At 41.4% G+C, this 15761-nt stretch carries 18 protein-coding genes; 3 read left to right on the top strand and 15 right to left on the bottom strand.

The features are described from left to right. Nucleotide 1 precedes the first annotated feature (1 nt). Nucleotides 2–484 carry a hypothetical protein gene (locus E3D81_RS10800; protein WP_134777375.1) on the top strand — a complete coding sequence of 161 codons (483 nt, stop codon included), beginning with the start codon at nt 2–4 and terminating at the stop codon, nt 482–484. A 33-nt stretch (nt 485–517) separates the two neighbouring features. Here E3D81_RS10800 and E3D81_RS10795 read toward each other — a convergent pair whose 3' ends face one another. The 10 genes from E3D81_RS10795 to E3D81_RS10750 all read right to left on the bottom strand — a co-directional run bounded on the left by E3D81_RS10795 (nt 518) and on the right by E3D81_RS10750 (nt 9809). Continuing rightward, nucleotides 518–1240, bottom strand: coding sequence for a 16S rRNA (uracil(1498)-N(3))-methyltransferase (locus tag E3D81_RS10795; protein WP_134777374.1), 723 nt, complete (start codon nt 1238–1240; stop codon nt 518–520). A 10-nt stretch (nt 1241–1250) separates the two neighbouring features. Next, a complete protein-coding gene (locus E3D81_RS10790) occupies nt 1251–2564 on the bottom strand; it encodes a hemolysin family protein (protein WP_099366160.1) in 1314 nt (437 codons plus the stop codon). Continuing rightward, entirely contained in the window at nt 2554–3174 is a 621-nt protein-coding gene (locus tag E3D81_RS10785; protein WP_134777373.1) for an inorganic diphosphatase, read from the bottom strand. The genes E3D81_RS10790 and E3D81_RS10785 overlap by 11 nt, the downstream gene beginning before the upstream one ends. 7 nt (nt 3175–3181) lie before the next feature. Continuing rightward, complete coding sequence (locus E3D81_RS10780; protein ID WP_099366162.1) at nt 3182–3724, bottom strand: inorganic diphosphatase; 543 nt, start codon at nt 3722–3724, stop codon at nt 3182–3184. A gap of 8 nt (nt 3725–3732) precedes the next feature. After that, nucleotides 3733–4389, bottom strand: coding sequence for a DedA family protein (locus E3D81_RS10775; RefSeq protein ID WP_099366163.1), 657 nt, complete (start codon nt 4387–4389; stop codon nt 3733–3735). Nucleotides 4390–4399: 10 nt separating this feature from the next. After that, nucleotides 4400–4813: an HIT family protein gene (locus E3D81_RS10770; protein ID WP_134777372.1), complete on the bottom strand. Its 414-nt coding sequence runs from the start codon at nt 4811–4813 to the stop codon at nt 4400–4402. 150 nt (nt 4814–4963) lie between these two features. Continuing rightward, nucleotides 4964–5437 carry a transcription elongation factor GreA gene (greA, locus tag E3D81_RS10765; protein WP_099366165.1) on the bottom strand — a complete coding sequence of 158 codons (474 nt, stop codon included), beginning with the start codon at nt 5435–5437 and terminating at the stop codon, nt 4964–4966. Nucleotides 5438–5574: 137 nt separating this feature from the next. Further along, on the bottom strand, nt 5575–6282 hold the full coding sequence (locus E3D81_RS10760; protein WP_099366166.1) for a response regulator transcription factor: 708 nt from the start codon (nt 6280–6282) through the stop codon (nt 5575–5577). Nucleotides 6283–6295: 13 nt separating this feature from the next. Then, the gene (locus E3D81_RS10755) at nt 6296–7954 is read right to left on the bottom strand and encodes a sensor histidine kinase (RefSeq protein WP_099366167.1); all 1659 of its coding nucleotides are present in this window, start codon (nt 7952–7954) and stop codon (nt 6296–6298) included. Between the two features lie 10 nt (nt 7955–7964). After that, the gene (locus E3D81_RS10750; RefSeq protein ID WP_245153201.1) at nt 7965–9809 is read right to left on the bottom strand and encodes an alpha/beta hydrolase family protein; all 1845 of its coding nucleotides are present in this window, start codon (nt 9807–9809) and stop codon (nt 7965–7967) included. Between the two features lie 136 nt (nt 9810–9945). On the opposite strand from E3D81_RS10750, the gene E3D81_RS10745 reads away from it, so the two are divergent. Beyond that, complete coding sequence (locus E3D81_RS10745; RefSeq protein WP_134777370.1) at nt 9946–10239, top strand: DUF4286 family protein; 294 nt, start codon at nt 9946–9948, stop codon at nt 10237–10239. A 174-nt stretch (nt 10240–10413) separates the two neighbouring features. Here the strand turns inward: E3D81_RS10745 and E3D81_RS10740 are convergent, their stop codons facing one another. The 5 genes from E3D81_RS10740 to E3D81_RS10720 form a co-directional block, all read right to left on the bottom strand. Continuing rightward, nucleotides 10414–10701, bottom strand: a complete 288-nt coding sequence (locus tag E3D81_RS10740) for a hypothetical protein (RefSeq protein WP_209023054.1) — start codon at nt 10699–10701, stop codon at nt 10414–10416. 79 nt (nt 10702–10780) lie between these two features. Then, entirely contained in the window at nt 10781–11479 is a 699-nt protein-coding gene (locus E3D81_RS10735; RefSeq protein WP_134777369.1) for an RluA family pseudouridine synthase, read from the bottom strand. A gap of 6 nt (nt 11480–11485) precedes the next feature. Beyond that, the gene (locus E3D81_RS10730) at nt 11486–12481 is read right to left on the bottom strand and encodes an MlaD family protein (RefSeq protein WP_134777368.1); all 996 of its coding nucleotides are present in this window, start codon (nt 12479–12481) and stop codon (nt 11486–11488) included. Between the two features lie 8 nt (nt 12482–12489). Then, nucleotides 12490–13266, bottom strand: coding sequence for an ABC transporter ATP-binding protein (locus E3D81_RS10725; protein ID WP_099366173.1), 777 nt, complete (start codon nt 13264–13266; stop codon nt 12490–12492). Between the two features lies 1 nt (nt 13267). Beyond that, the gene (locus tag E3D81_RS10720; protein ID WP_099366174.1) at nt 13268–14026 is read right to left on the bottom strand and encodes an MlaE family ABC transporter permease; all 759 of its coding nucleotides are present in this window, start codon (nt 14024–14026) and stop codon (nt 13268–13270) included. 216 nt (nt 14027–14242) lie between these two features. Between E3D81_RS10720 and E3D81_RS10715 the strand changes: the two genes are divergently transcribed. Next, complete coding sequence (locus tag E3D81_RS10715; protein WP_134777367.1) at nt 14243–15661, top strand: DUF6600 domain-containing protein; 1419 nt, start codon at nt 14243–14245, stop codon at nt 15659–15661. The last annotated feature ends 100 nt before the right edge of the window (nt 15662–15761 follow it).

The raw sequence follows: 15761 nt of genomic DNA, 5'->3' as shown, positions 1-15761 counted from the left end.
CATGAAAAAAATCATATTGAGTTTCTTGTTGCTGACCATAACAGTAACATTCGCAAAAGCACAGATCGGAAATTTTGGTGGGGAACAGATCCCTGACCATACCCCGATGATGAACAAAACCTGGGAAGCAATCGATAAAATGATGTATAAGGTATCCACCCAAGGTAATAAAAAGGTGTATACCCCAACCTACCCACCGGTATTGAAGAAACTGGAAAACACCATTGTCGATCTTCCGGGCTATATCGTTCCCTTGGTTTCAGGTAGAAACCATAGCACCTTCATGCTTTCGGTCTTACCGATCACCCAATGCCAATTCTGTGGAACTAATGGTATTCCGCCAATGGTGGAGATCTTCATGAAAAAAGGAACAGTGAAGTTCACGGATGAACCGATCAAAATAAAAGGAAAAATGGTCTTCAATCCGGAACCATTAAAAGGAAATGCAGAAATCCAGATCGTGGATGCTGTGTTAGTCAACTAGAAAAGACAAGAAAAAGAACCTACGGTTGAGGAATTAACCCCGGTTCAGGAGCGCGATCTCCGTACAAGCATATAAGGCAGCCGTTTCTGTGCGTAATCGGGCTTCTCCAAGAGAAACCGGAACAAAACCTACAGAAAGGGCTGTTTCTATTTCAGATGGCGAGAAATCGCCCTCAGGACCAATCAAAATCAAGTAATCTTTTCCGGCAGGAAATTCCTGATTCAGGTATTTCTTCGCCTCATCCTCCTCACAGTGTGCTATAGCTTTAAAAAGGCCCTCTACAGCCCCCATCTTCCTTACAAACACATCAAAGGCTACAGACTCGTTTATCAAAGGCAAATAAGCCTTTTGCGACTGCTTCATGGCGGATACCAATACTTTGTTCAAGCGATCTATCTTGACGTCCTTCCGCTCGGAATGCTCCGAGATCAATGGCGTAATTTCCTGGATGCCGATCTCTCCGGCCTTCTCCAAGAACCATTCGATACGATCGATGTTCTTCGTTGGTCCTACAGCAATATGCAGATGATAAGCAGGTTTCTGGAAATCTCCTGTATAAGAAAGAATGGTTAATAACGTTCGTTTTGGATGTGCGTCTAAAATTTCGGCAAGGAACAAACCGCCCCTACCATCTACCAATTGCACCTGATCTCCAACCTGCATACGAAGCACCCGAACAGCATGCTTACTTTCTTCCTCAGAAAGCTGATACTGCTTTTGATCAGTTTGTATATCTGCGGTGTAAAATAAATGCACGGGTATTCAATTAATCTTCTTCGTCGTCGTTGGCCGTCTCGATCAGATCCAACTTCACAAATTCAATATTCTGTTGGGTCTTTTTGATGATGGTAAATCGGTAACCCAATTCTTCCGTACTATCGCCCACATCAGGGATCTTTTCGAACAGATGGCTCACCAATCCCGCAACCGTGTCATAATCCGAGCTTTCGGGAAGTTCCAAAGGCAAATAGCCATTCGCATCATGAACACTGGAACCGGCATCCACCATGAATTCCGTTTCAGAGATCTGCTCCACAACTGGAGTCTCCTCATCGTATTCATCCTGGATCTCACCTACCAACTCTTCCACAATATCCTCCAATGTCACCATTCCGGCTGTACCACCAAATTCATCCAATACAAAAGCGATCTGGATACGCTTCAACTGGAACTCGGTCATCAAATCATTGATCTTCTTGGTCTCCGGGATGAAATAAGGTTTCCGCATGATGTTACGCAGCACCACTTCCTTGCCTTTCACGACCAAGGGCAGAATGTCCTTGGTGTGGACAACTCCAATGATCTGATCAATATTATCGTCATAGATCGGAATACGGGAATAGCCCTCTTCCGTCACGGTATTGATAAAGTCCTCTGCCGTATCATGCTGTTCAACAGCGATGATCTTCGTTCTGGGAACCATAATGTTCTTTACGATACGTTCGTTGAAATCAAATACATTCTTGATCAACTCGTGCTCAGAAAAATTCAACGCACCACTTTCCTTACCCTTCTCCAATAAATATTGTAACTCTTCGGAGGAATGGCTTGATTCATGGCCACTGACCTGTATACCGATCAGGCGTAACAGGAAGTTGGCAAAACCATTCAGACACCAAATGATCGGGCGGAAGATATAATAGAAGAATTGCAAAGGAAGGGCAATCTTCATCGTGGTGGCCACAGGTTTCTGGATCGCGATCGACTTAGGAGCCAATTCACCAAAAACAATATGTAAAAAGGTAATGATACTAAATGCCAATACGTGGCCAAGGTTAGTCGCTAATTTACCGGATAGTTCCACATTAAAGAACCCAAAGATCTGGTTAACGATCTGGGTCATCACTGCTTCACCGACCCAACCCAGGGCTAGGGAAGCCAAGGTAATACCCAATTGCGTAGCAGCCAGGTAACCATCAAGATGTTCGGTGATATTCTTGGCGATCTGAGCCACTTTAGAGCCCGATTTAGCCTGTAACTCGATCTGGGAGGCACGAACCTTTACAATAGCGAATTCGGCGGCAACGAAGAATCCGTTAGCCAGCACAAGAAAAATAGTCCAAAATATATCAATTGCCATGATGAGGTTTTATTTGACCAAATTCTTTCTTATATAATTCTAAACTCTCTAAGATAATAGTTTGTGCGGAGTCTCGCCCACTTATTTTTTCGATTTTTACGGTTTTTCCTTCCAAGGTTTTATAGTTCTGAAAGAAATGAACAATTTCCTTCATGGTTTGTTCTGGTAAATCTTTGATATCCTTGTAATGGTTTACAGCGGCATCATGTTTGGCGACAGCAATAATCTTGTCGTCCTGATCACCAGAATCGGTCATTCGCATCACGCCGATTACCTGTGCATCCACCAAACTGGCAGGCTGTAATCCTTCGGAGCAGATCACCAAAATATCCAATGGATCCTTATCGCCACAGTAAGATTGCGGGATAAATCCATAATTGGTGGGGTATACCATGCTTGTCTTCAATATTCGATCAAGCTTTAACATCCCCGATTCTTTATCAATCTCATATTTCGTTTTGCTTCCCTGTTTGATCTCGATCACAGCGGTTACAGAACGAGGAACATCCTTGCCAGGAGAAACCCTGTGCCAAGGATGTTGCTGAATATCTGTAATCCCAACACTATTTGACAATACTAGGCATATAGACCAAAGTAGGTTAAGATTCATAAAAATATTATTTGTTTCTAATCTCGGTATTGTAAAGTTCTACGCTCTCCATGATTACTTTTTGAGCATATGAACGTCCGTAAAGATTTTCAATCGATACGTTTTTACCTTCCAAAGCTTTGTAATCTTGGAAGAAACGAACAATCTCCTTCATGGTATGCGGAGGAAGTTCAGAAAGATCGTTGATGTGGTTTACCGACATATCGTGTTTCGCAACAGCGATGATCTTATCGTCTTGTTCACCATTATCGATCATGTGCATAACACCAACCACTTTCGCTTCGATCAAGCTCATTGGATAAACATCTACCGAACATAACACCAAGATATCCAATGGATCCTTGTCATCACAATACGTTTGAGGAATGAATCCATAGTTTGCTGGATACATCACGGATGAAAATAGAACGCGGTCCAATTTGATTAAACCACTGTCTTTATCGATTTCGTATTTCGCTTTTGAACCTTTTGGGATTTCAATAATGGCATTAACGGAATTTGGTAAGTCCTCACCAGGAGACACTTGATGCCAAGGATGTTGTGTACTCATTTAATTTTCTACTGTTTGTTTATTTCGTCTTTCGTTTTTCGATTCTTCAACCATTTCTTCAATAGGGCGATCGCAATCGGTAAAAATGCAATAGCAATCAATCCTACGATGATATATTCCACATAATTAATGATGGAAGGGAATTCTATTCCTAAATAATAACCTGTCAATGTCAATAAGGATACCCATAAAAGCGCCCCTAATACATTATAGATTACGAATTTTTTGAAGTTAAGTTGCACTACTCCAGCAAATATCGGGGCAAATGTACGAATAATAGGTACAAAACGACCTATGATTAATGCAGTTCCGCCATATTTCTGGAAAAACTCCTCGGCCATGATCACATATTTGCGCTTGAACAAGAAGCTATCCTTTCGTTTAAATAGCATGGGCCCCGTTCGATGACCGAACCAATAGCCCGTGAAATTACCGAGTATCCCCGCCCCCAGGATACCAAAATAAAGGGTTACGATGTCAACATCAATTTTATTCAGGGCACAGAATAGGCCCGCTAGGAACAGGAGGTAATCACCAGGTAGGAAGAATCCAAAAAAGAGTCCAGTCTCAGCAAATACAATAAGGCAAACGATGTAAAATCCACCGTGGCTTAATAAATATTCAGCATCTAGTAATTGTTGAAAAGACAACAAGTATTCTTGCATATGTTTTTAGTTAAGCAGGATTTGTGATGGAAGAGATTGATTCACGAATCTTCTCAGCGATATCCGACATCAATTGATCTTCCAGTTTCAACTTGGGTTTTTCAAAGTTCATGTCATGAACATTGTTCAAAGGGATCAGATGGATGTGCGCATGTGCCACTTCCAATCCTACTACCGCTACCCCGACTTTCTTACATGGAAAGGCATTCTTGATTCCTTGGGCAACGATCTTAGCAAAAACCCACATACCCATATATTCTTCATCCGCGATATCGAATATATAATCTGTTTCCTTTTTCGGTATCACTAGCACATGACCTTCGGCCAATGGATTAACATCTAAAAAGGCTAGGTAATCATTACTTTCGGCAACCTTATGCGCTGGGATCTCCCCAGCTATAATTTTTGAAAATATTGTAGACATAAACTACTCGTTTTTCGTGAGTAACAAAGATAAGAATTTTCTCTACATCTCGACTGCCTTTTTGACCGCTAAAAAAAATGCCTCCAAGATTTGGAGGCATTCTCATAAATTACATACGGTTATGGCAAACCGCACATAACCTGAATAAATTTATCGGGAAATCTCTAAGACTTCCAATTCCATTTGACCAGCAGGCACATCCACCTTCGCGACGTCACCTACCTGCAGGCCTAAAAGACCCTGTGCAATTGGCGACTTCACCGAAATACGCCCTGCCTTCAGGTCAGCCTCCGTTTCGGAAACCAACTGATAGGACATCACCGCCCCGGTCTTCTTGTTTTTAATCTTTACGAAAGATAGAGCAAGCACCTTCGACGTGTCCAGATTGGACTCATCGATGATTCGTGCAGAGGCCAAAACCTCTTCCAATTTCGCGATCTTCGCCTCGTGAAGCCCTTGAGCTTCTTTTGCAGCATCATACTCTGCATTTTCCGACAAATCTCCCTTATCACGAGCTTCTGCAATTGCCTTCGCAATATTTGCTCTTCCTTCTGTTTTTAAGTATTGAAGTTCTTCCTTTAATTTGGTCAAACCTTCTTCGGTGTAATACGTTACTTCTGCCATAATATTAACCCTTTACGCGATCTTTAATGAATAATTTTAATTAACAAAAAAAAGACAAGACCACACTATCCAAATAAGGACAACATGGTCTTGCTCTTCTGACGAAGATATATAAAATATTTTAATAAAACAAATTTTTAGGCGGTTTCCTCGCCCTCGTCGTTGATAAATTTATATCCTAATCCACGCACCGTCTGTAGGTAGAATGGTTTGTCCGGATTGGTCTCGATTTTCTTACGCAAACGCACCACGTGCATATCTAAGGTCCTGGTATTCACATTGGAACTATAGCCCCATACCACTTCCATTAATTCTTCCCTCGTGATATCACGGCCCTTATTCTGAAGGAAATGAAGTAGGATACGGTTCTCTAAGATGGTCAACTCAATCTTCTTGCCATCCCTGATCAGGGAATGCACATTCGGATGGTGCTCGGTATTGCCAAAGTGGTATACTTCATTCTGCGATTTCGGCACGAAAAAGCGTACCTTATTCTCGATCATGGCAACCAGCACGTCCATGTTGAAAGGTTTCGTGATGTAGTCGGTAACTCCGAAGCTGTAGGCATCAATCTTATCAATGTCCTGTGATTTTGCCGTCATCATGATGATGATGTTCTCAAACCCTGCCTTCCTAACCGATTCACACACATCAATACCTTCCTTCCCCGGCAACATCCAATCCAACAGAACGATGTCTGGACGCTCATCCAAGATGATCTTCTCGGCTTCTATACCATTATTTGATTGAATAACCTGAAAATTCTCTGTCTGGAGGCGATGACTTACCAAGAAGCGTAAGTTATCATCATCTTCAACAACTGCAATTTTTATATCTTTATTCATAGTTTGCTTCGAATTATTTTGGAAAAACCAGGGTAAATGTCGTTCCTTCACCTTTTACACTGCTTACCTTGATCTCTCCACCCATAAATTCAGTAATCTCTTTACAAAATGCCAAGCCTAATCCAACACTGCCACCCTGATTAAATTGATTCTTTACTCTGTAAAACTTTTTAAATATATTCTTTAATTCTTGTTTTTCAATCCCGATTCCTTTGTCGGCAAACACGATCACAAAATTACTTTTGATTTGCTCAACACTAATATCAATAAATTTTCTCGAAACTTCGGAATATTTATAAGCATTATCGATTAAATTCTGAAACACGGAATTCAATAAAACTGGATCGGTATACATTTGATTCACCACCTGAATTCGATAACTCAGGTTTAAATCGGGATACTTCAAACGTGTTGCATCAAATATTTCCTCGCAAAAACTGTTCAAATCCACGTATTCTCCCTTAAATTTTAAGGATTTATTTTCTATCTGCGTGAAAGACAGTAGTTTATTCATCAAATTATTTAACTTATCCGCTTCCTGATCCAAGATCCTTCCATACATATTCCTTTCCTGATCGGATATTTTCTCCGCACTTTTGATATTATTCCCTGCAATCTTGATCACGCTCACCGGGGTCTTGAACTCATGCGTCAGGTTATTGATGAAGTCGTACTGCAGCTGAAACAGCCTGCTGTTGATGGATATATTACGGTAAATCAAGTAAATTATTAACAATAAAATAAAATAAACTAAAGATATCCCTAACACTACAGGGAAAAATCGGCGGTTGATCTCGCCCCGGAGATGTTGTTCGGAGGAGTCAAACTGCAGTTTATAATCCGATAAGGCGTTTGGCAAGGGCATATCGGTAGTAAGATAAGAGGGTTCTTCGGTCAGGTTTGGATTGGCGATCGGCAGAATCCTTACCTTCTCGTACAAGCGCTCTTGGGTATTGACGATTTTTATCTTCTGCGGATTTACCTTGTACACAAAGAAATCCTGGTCATAAGCTTGGGAGATGTTGCTGGTATCCTCCATCAAACCCTTATAGGCACGGAGGGCATTTACCCGAGGGATGTTCAAAAAGGTGATCTTCCCGGGCATCGTATTATAAAAAATCCGATAGATATCATTTTCGGAAAGGGAAGTTGAATCATCCAAAACCTCCAAAAAATTCACCATTTTGATGGCCATATTGTTGAAATCATCCGAAGATGGCCTGTTTGTGCTTTCGGTCAGACTGTTCTTGATCAATTTGTTCTCTTCATTCAGGTGGAAGGAAAAGATAGATCGAGGATAGATCAATAGGTTCTGAAACCGCACACCACGTACCCCTTCATTTAAATTACTGAACAACACATCATAGAAGACCACTTCCTCCAGGAAAGGGGTTTTTCTTAAGATTTTTTCAGCATAGGTGATGGCATGTACAGAGTCTAGGTAACCTTGGTAGTTGGAGACTTCCGGAATATCGTTATTGAAGAAATTATTATAGGCTTTTAGGCTGCTATCAAAGACATCGGCCTTTCTATTAAAGAATTCAGATTCCACGAAATTCGTCATGGTCCGTCGCGCCACAAAGACCGAAACGATGTATAGGATCGTCAGAAAGGAGAAAAAGGTTATCAATAAACCTAAGTTCTTACGATATTTACTGGTCCTATTGATCATGTTAAGTTAATTAACGCAAATTCTCAGCCAAAAAACGCTCTATTTCCTGGTAGTATTCCACTACGTTCTCCTCGTTTCTAAAGCGTTTCCCTTCATCCTTCTTGAAAACATAGCGTACAGGCACATTGTTGGCTTTCAACTTGCCCACAAATTGGTTCGCATCGGTCACGGAGCTGTATTTATCTTTTCCGCCTTGGAAAAACAGGACCGGCATTCTTACTTTATCCGCATGGAAAACAGGTGAGATCGCCTGGAAGAGTTCGGATTCCTTTTCCGGATTTCCGATGATCCGATAATACAACTGCACATAATGCTGTAAATGGGCTGGGATTTCCCTAAAATAGGTAAATAGATTACTGTATCCGGAGGATGAAATCGCACATTTATACAATCCTGGATTGAAGGCTGCAGCGTAGAGCGCCGAATAACCCCCAAAACCGGAGCCCATAATGGCAATACGGTTCTTATCGGCAATCCCCTGATGGATCAACCAGGTTACCCCTTCGGAGATATCCGATTGGATCTTACCACCCCATTCCTTAAAACCAGCGGTCCAGAATTCCTTACCGTAACCCATAGAACCTCTATAATTGATCTGGAAGACTGCATATCCCCTATTGGTCAAAAATTGCACCTCCTGGTCAAAGCCCCAATCGCTGCGTCGGTTCGGTCCATCATGGACCAATACCACAACAGGTACATCTTTCGTTTTATTCCCTGGATAGGTAATGTAGGCATGGATGGTTTTATTATCACGGGTCTGATAAACCAGTTCCTCCATTTTATTGAAGTCTTTATCCTTCAATTTCGGATTATCCTCTGTCAATAATTTGTAGGTTTTGGACAAGCGGTTATAATAGTAGATCTCCCCTGGATGGATGTCGCTATAAACACGTACAATGAAACCTTCCAGTTTCTGATCTGCATCCACAAAACCAATTTCCGAATCATCGAATTTCTTTTTCAGGTCTTTATACACATCTTCGTACACGGGATTGAAGAAGCGCTTTTCATATTTATTGGTAAAAGAAGAGGTGAAAGCCATTTCTTGAACCTGATGGGAATATCCTTCGGAGGATAGATCTCCCTTTTCTTCCATGAACAGTAATTTATCCTCTTTTCCTTGACTTGCATCAAATTCGACCAAAGCAAGTTTATCTCTGTTCTGATTGGATAGGGCATATACGGTTTCCATAGCGCCTTTCTTGAAACCCAATGGAATGAAGATCGTTTCAAAATTGTTCTGCATGACCTCCTTAAAAGCTGCGCTTTCGGAGGCACGGTATAGCACGGATTCCTGTACGCTGTCACTGGTCATTGCCAATCTCACCACCCCATCCGGCGAGCCGATCCAAGAAACAATATTGCCCGGATTTTTGTAGACCAATTCCTCTTTACGACCATCAAAATAGATTTTATAGAGATCGAAAAGAGAAGAATCCCGTTTGTTCATCGCCACAGTAACAGCACCATTATTCACTTTGATGGGATTGATCCATCTTAACCTTGACTTCTGGGGCGATAATAATGGGGACCGTTTTTCGGTCTTCACATCAATATAGAACAATCGGAGGCTATCTGCCGCTGATTGGGTATTGGAAAAGACAATCTGTTTGTTATCCAGCCAAAAGAAGCTCTGCACATTCAGGTCGGCCTGATAGGTCAGTTGCTTGGATGAATCGGGGTTTTGTAGATCCAGGATAAAAATATTCTTACAATGGTCATGTACATCCAGATAGCCAATTTTGCTGCCATCAGGTGATAATTTGAAAGATCCCTTATCGGGTTTTACAAAGAAATCTTCCACGGGGATAATCGGTTGATTTCTGTCCGATTGCTTACAAGAAATAAACATCCCAAGCAAGATTATTACAAAAATCAAAGCATTCCCTTTCATATACTATTTTATCCCTTTCTCAAATATTAAAAAAAAATACGGAAAAGTTACTTTTGCAACCTTAATTTTACAGCAGATATCAAAATCATATTTTATGTTTCTATATAACATTTCCATCATTATGGAGGACAGCGTTCATCATGATCTGCTGGTTTGGATCAGGACTCAATTGAAGGCGCATGAAGGCAAGAACATCAAATTTTTGAAGATGTTGAATTCGCCGCATGAAGGCCAGACTTATTGTATGCAGGTGACGTTGAATAGCGAAAAAGAGATTGTGGAGTTTCAAGAGGAGGTTTTGCAGGAAATTCAAGCTGTTATTGGTGCGCAGTTTCCGGATAAGGCGTTTATTTTTGATAGTACGATGCAGTATATTAATCATGAGTAGGATTAAAATTAGGAGTAGGTAAGTTTCCCTGTCATTGCGAGGCTCTGCGTCATTGCGAGGAATCATTCCGTCATTGCGAGGAGGTACGACGAAGCAATCTTTAAATTAATCAAAAGATTGCTTCGTTCCTCGCAATGACGGGGGGCGGCCCATGACGCGCCCCCCCTAACAAAGTTACTTCTCCAACCCTTCCGTCATCTTAAACCCAGACTTCTCCGAAGGTGTTCTGTATTTCTTGTACCAAAGAATTCCCATACCAGCGGCAAAAAGAAATGGCATCGCCAATAGGAACAATATCCCCGCATTCAATCCCTTCCCTTGCGTATTGCCATCCTTTGTACTGTTCTCTGCATTTAATGAACACATCGCACATTGCGCCGAACTAACCGTAGGCACAGAAACAAAAGACAAACAAAGCATCAAAGCAATTAGACTCAACTTCAGGGCTCTTAAATATTTCATGGTATAAAGTTACGTATAAATCTTAACTAATATCAAACATCCACAGGAGACCAACGATCAGATCTTAGCAGACCAACAATCAGATATCCTCCTTCAACAAAACATTGAATTTCTCCCAGAAACCATCCTTCGGCAATGGTGCCTTCACGATCATTTCCTCCTCCTTCACCGGATGCTTGAACGCCAAAGACCTCGAATGCAAACAAATAGTCCTTAACTGGCTTCCGCGAGGATACCCATACTTATTATCCCCCACGATCGGACAGCCCATAAAAGAAAGCTGGCTCCGGATCTGATGTGTCCTTCCAGTCAACGGATTGATCTTCAACAGATAAAACCCATCCAAAGCTCCCACTACCTCATAATCCAACTCCGCATAACTCCCGTTCTTCACTTCCCGATCATAGGCTTTGGTCACCATCTTCTTCCTGTCCCGCAACAACCAGTTTTTCAAAGTCCCTTTCATCGACTTAGGCTTTTCGCGAACAACAGCTAAATAAGTTTTACTGACCTTACGATCATGGAACAGCCGATTCATTCGATCCAAACCCTTGCTGGTCTTGGCAAATAAAATCATCCCACTTACCGGACGATCCAAGCGGTGGATCACCCCAACAAATGCATCATTGGGCTTATTATATTTTTTCGCCAGGAAAACCTTCAGCATATCCTCCATCGAAGGATCACCTGAATTATCTACCTGAACAATATCACCACCTTGTTTATTAATGGCAATAAGATGGTTATCCTCAAAAAGGATATCATTTTCTGTAATCATCTAAGCTTAATTTTTTAAGCTATCTACGCCTGCTTCAGCTTCTTCTTTCGCCTTTTTCTTGAAGAATCCACGCAATAAGAAGTTACTCTGAAGAGCTTCCATATTTTCATCCAACTTCGCCGAACCCATGTTCAGGTTCCGTAGGATCTGCTTGATCTCATTGGCAGCCTCTGGATCGTTGGTCAACACACCGATCGCATTATCCTTATCGTTCAATCGAGCGGTTGTTTCATTCAGGTTGGCCATCAAAGCAGATGCCGTTTGAGTTACTCCCTGCAATTGTGCTGCAGATTGTCTCAAACTCGCAAAAACCTCTTTATCGGTGGTTAAATCATGAATCAATCCTTCGTTGTTGTTCAATTTCTGAGATAAGGTCAATAAATTATTTACCGCTGCATTAGCTGTAGTCATGGTTCCATTCAAGGAAACAACGGTTTTCTTCAGGTTATTGGCAATCTCATCATCCGTCATCAGCGCACCTACTGTTCCTTTTCCATCCAAAATCTGTTTAGATAACAAGGCAAAGTTCTTGGTGATTTCCAATAGGTTTTCATTGTTAACCTGTAGGGTTGCCAACATGGCATCCATACCACCAGAAACTCCGGATTTGATGACATCATTGTCCTCAATCTGTGGGAAAGCTTCGGAACCACCCACCAAACTGATGATCGCATTACCGATCAAACCATCTGAACTTAAGGTCGCAATAACATCCTTGCGGATAAATTGACTCGATTTTTCCTCTACATTCAGAACCACCTTCACATTCTCTACACTCTCAAAACTGATCTCCTTGATAATCCCAACCTTTACACCGGAAAACCAAACATTGTTTCCAACTTTCAGTCCTTTAACATCCTTGAAATAGGTCGTAACTGTTAAATTCTTACTGAATTTATTCTGTTGAGTACCCAAAACCAAGATACCAGCCACTAAAATGATTAATCCAATAAAGGTGAACAAACCAACGATTATGGATCGTTTTCTATCTGTTGTTGCCATAAACTCTGTTATACAATAAAATTATAATCATAGAAAGGTTTCACCCTTTCATCTTCTGTATCAAATATTTCCGAAAATTTACCTACTCGTTCAAAACGTCCGTCCAATAACATGGCCACTCGGTCACCGACCATTTTTGCACAGGCCAAGTCATGGGTAATGATAATGGATGATGTTTTATACCGTTCCTGAACCTCATTGATCAGGGAATTGATATCCAAACAGGTAATCGGGTCAAGTCCCGCCGTTGGTTCATCATACATCATGATATCGGGTCTTAAAATCAAGGTACGCGCAATACCGATCCTTTTTCGTTGTCCACCGGACAGTTCGGATGGCATTTGGTTGATCGTGCGCAATAGCCCAACGCCATCTAATACATCTTCCACTTCTTTGTTGATCTCTGCCCTGGTTAGGTTTCTTTTGTTTCTCACCAAAGGAAACTCTAGGTTCTCCCTAACCGTCATACTATCATACAAGGCACTATTCTGAAAGGAGAATCCAATCCGCAATCGAAGTTCCCTTAATTCTTTTTCTTTTAGATGATTGACCACCTCGCCCAAAACATGGATATCTCCAGCATCTGGTTTCAACAATCCGGAGATCAATTTGATCAATACGGATTTACCGGTACCAGAACGCCCAAGAACAACCAGGTTCTCGCGGTTGTACAATTTCAGGTCGACATCACGCAGTACATGCAGGTCTCCAAATGATTTGCTCACATGGTCTACATGAATCACGGCATCATTATAATCGATCTCTACGTTCTTTTTCTGTTCCATGTTATCCTATTAAGGCTAGAATCTGTACGATCAGCAATTCTTCAATAAATACAATGAACATGGAGGCAACAACCGCCGCATTGGCCGCTTTACCCACACCTTCAGTACCTTTTGTAGAATAATAACCTACATATGTACTTACAAATCCAATCGTAAAACCAAATACCACTGCTCTGAACACCATCGCAAATACATCTTTCGCGGTGATGGATTCAAAGACTTGTGTAATAAAACTCAATATACTTAACTGATCCTTAGAGATGATACTTAAATAACCACCTGCTAAACCAATACCTGCCACATAAAAACACAAAACAGGAATCATCAAGGTGGTAGCAAGGATCCTGCTGGCAATCAAAAATTTGAAAGGATTGGTACCAGAAACTTCCATCGCATCGATCTGCTCCGTTACGTTCATGGAACTTAATTCGGCACCGATCTGCGACCCCACCTTACCCGATGCGATCAAGGCGGTTACCAAAGGTGCCAATGCCCTCACGATGGCAATGGAGATCAGGTTCGGAAGCCAGGATGTGGCCCCAAAATCCTCCAAAGAAGGTCGGGATTGTTTTGTAAATACAAAGCCCACAATAAATCCGGTTAAACTAATCAAGGGAAATGACTTCCATCCGATTTCATAACACTGACGGATAATTTCCTTAAACTCAAATGGGGGACTTACCACTTCGCGGAAGAAGCGCATCAAGAATCGATGGATCTTCGCAAATTCAAGGAGTAAGGTCTCTATCTTTTTTGCCATTAATGAATGATTATGTTACTCTTCCTGTTTTCCAGCATTGGTAATATTCGTTGGCAAATGTACAAATTTATTTTTTCCCAAAATTTCTCAAAGCCATTATTCCTTAATACAGCAATTGAGCCAAAAAAGTTTGACAAAAAAATTATACTATTAAACCTTTCCTTCTCGTTTAAGGTCATACTTACAAAATAAGCGAAAACTTAATTTGGTTGGCATATGAAAAATTTAAACACTTCGCCAATTTTTGCAGGAATTTTATTCATGCTATTTGCTGTTTTTTCTGCAAAAAATGCAGCCGCCCAAGGTTATTATGAGGATGATTTGGAATTTGATGACTTCTATCATGAATTAAGCCCCTATGGCGACTGGGATAGAGACCCAGAATATGGTGATGTTTGGTATCCTAATGAAGGACGCGATTTTCGTCCTTATGGAACCAATGGCTATTGGACCATGACCGAATATGGTAACACATGGGTTTCTAATTACGACTGGGGATGGGCTCCATTCCACTATGGTCGTTGGATTCACCGTAACCATCGTGGCTGGGCCTGGATCCCTGGATATGAATGGGGACCGGCTTGGGTAAATTGGCGTAATGGTGGTGGATACTACGGTTGGGCTCCAATGTCGCCTGGTATTTCTGTAACCGTTAATATTGGTTTACCGATTAATCTTTGGTTATTCCTACCTACCGGTCGTATCTATGATAACCACATGTCTCGTTACTGGTCTTACGGAAACCGTAATATCTATAACAGAACTACGATTATCAACAACACCTATATCGTTAATAACAACCATTACTATGGTGGACCATCACGTCGTGATATCGAACGTGGACTTGGTAGACGTGTAGATGTAAGAAATGTGAATTTTAGCCGCGACCGTTCTATAACTCGTGTTGGAAGAAACTCGGTAGATATGTACCGTCCGGATAGAAACTCTGCTAGAGCTAACCGTTCAGCAAGAATAGGTAGCCCTTCAAACAATAGAGGTACCATCTCTAGATCAGAAGGTAATAGAAGCTCAAGTTCTCGCTCAGAAAGTAATAGAGGTACTATCTCTCGTTCAGAAGGTAATAGAGGTTCAAGTTCTCGTTCATCTTCAAGAAGTGGAAACTATAATATTACTAAGGATGAAAACGGTCAACGTGTGATGCGTATTGGCAACTCTAACAACGCTAATAATAGAACTGAACGTTCTCAAGGAAATAGAACCGAGCGTTCTCAAGGAAACACAAGAAGTACAACGACTCGTCCCACTGAACAGTCAAGAAGAAGCGAATCGATGAGCAGAAGTCAACAAAGACAGACTGCTCCGAGACAAGAAACTGCTAGACAATCAGCACCGAGACAAGAAACTGCAAGGCAGTCTGCTCCAAGACAATCATCTCCAAGGCAAGCAGCTCCACGTCAGGAAAGTCGTCCGCAGCGTTCTCAACAAATGGAACGTTCAAGCAGACCACAAACGCAGAACCGTGTTTTCCAAACGAGTAATCAATCTCAGTCAAGAGGTTCTCAAAGTAGACCAACTGTGGAAAGAAGCTCAAGCCGTTCTAGCCAACCTGCCGCAAGATCTAATGGCGGTGGTAATTCTGGCCGTTCGGAACGAGGAAATTCAGGAAGAAGATAATACATACATTTAGTCGAAATAAATTTTAAAGAGGTCGTATACACATCAGTATACGGCCTTTTTTTGTATGGTTGGAGAGATAAGGATCTTGGTAAATTCA

It is taken from the genome of Sphingobacterium sp. CZ-2, from assembly GCF_004526235.1.
GTDB lineage: Bacteria > Bacteroidota > Bacteroidia > Sphingobacteriales > Sphingobacteriaceae > Sphingobacterium > Sphingobacterium tenebrionis.
Note: the sequence above shows the minus strand (reverse complement) of the source record. Positions and strands in the feature narration are given on the sequence as shown.

Coding starts and splice junctions, on each gene's coding strand:
- E3D81_RS10800 (WP_134777375.1), top strand. CDS start 2: ATGAAAAAAATCATATTGAGTTTCTTGTTGCTGACCATAACAGTAACA.
- E3D81_RS10790 (WP_099366160.1), bottom strand. CDS start 2,564: ATGGCAATTGATATATTTTGGACTATTTTTCTTGTGCTGGCTAACGGA.
- E3D81_RS10785 (WP_134777373.1), bottom strand. CDS start 3,174: ATGAATCTTAACCTACTTTGGTCTATATGCCTAGTATTGTCAAATAGT.
- E3D81_RS10780 (WP_099366162.1), bottom strand. CDS start 3,724: ATGAGTACACAACATCCTTGGCATCAAGTGTCTCCTGGTGAGGACTTA.
- E3D81_RS10775 (WP_099366163.1), bottom strand. CDS start 4,389: ATGCAAGAATACTTGTTGTCTTTTCAACAATTACTAGATGCTGAATAT.
- E3D81_RS10770 (WP_134777372.1), bottom strand. CDS start 4,813: ATGTCTACAATATTTTCAAAAATTATAGCTGGGGAGATCCCAGCGCAT.
- greA (WP_099366165.1), bottom strand. CDS start 5,437: ATGGCAGAAGTAACGTATTACACCGAAGAAGGTTTGACCAAATTAAAG.
- E3D81_RS10760 (WP_099366166.1), bottom strand. CDS start 6,282: ATGAATAAAGATATAAAAATTGCAGTTGTTGAAGATGATGATAACTTA.
- E3D81_RS10755 (WP_099366167.1), bottom strand. CDS start 7,954: ATGATCAATAGGACCAGTAAATATCGTAAGAACTTAGGTTTATTGATA.
- E3D81_RS10750 (WP_245153201.1), bottom strand. CDS start 9,809: ATGTTTATTTCTTGTAAGCAATCGGACAGAAATCAACCGATTATCCCC.
- E3D81_RS10745 (WP_134777370.1), top strand. CDS start 9,946: ATGTTTCTATATAACATTTCCATCATTATGGAGGACAGCGTTCATCAT.
- E3D81_RS10740 (WP_209023054.1), bottom strand. CDS start 10,701: ATGAAATATTTAAGAGCCCTGAAGTTGAGTCTAATTGCTTTGATGCTT.
- E3D81_RS10735 (WP_134777369.1), bottom strand. CDS start 11,479: ATGATTACAGAAAATGATATCCTTTTTGAGGATAACCATCTTATTGCC.
- E3D81_RS10730 (WP_134777368.1), bottom strand. CDS start 12,481: ATGGCAACAACAGATAGAAAACGATCCATAATCGTTGGTTTGTTCACC.
- E3D81_RS10725 (WP_099366173.1), bottom strand. CDS start 13,266: ATGGAACAGAAAAAGAACGTAGAGATCGATTATAATGATGCCGTGATT.
- E3D81_RS10720 (WP_099366174.1), bottom strand. CDS start 14,026: ATGGCAAAAAAGATAGAGACCTTACTCCTTGAATTTGCGAAGATCCAT.
- E3D81_RS10715 (WP_134777367.1), top strand. CDS start 14,243: ATGAAAAATTTAAACACTTCGCCAATTTTTGCAGGAATTTTATTCATG.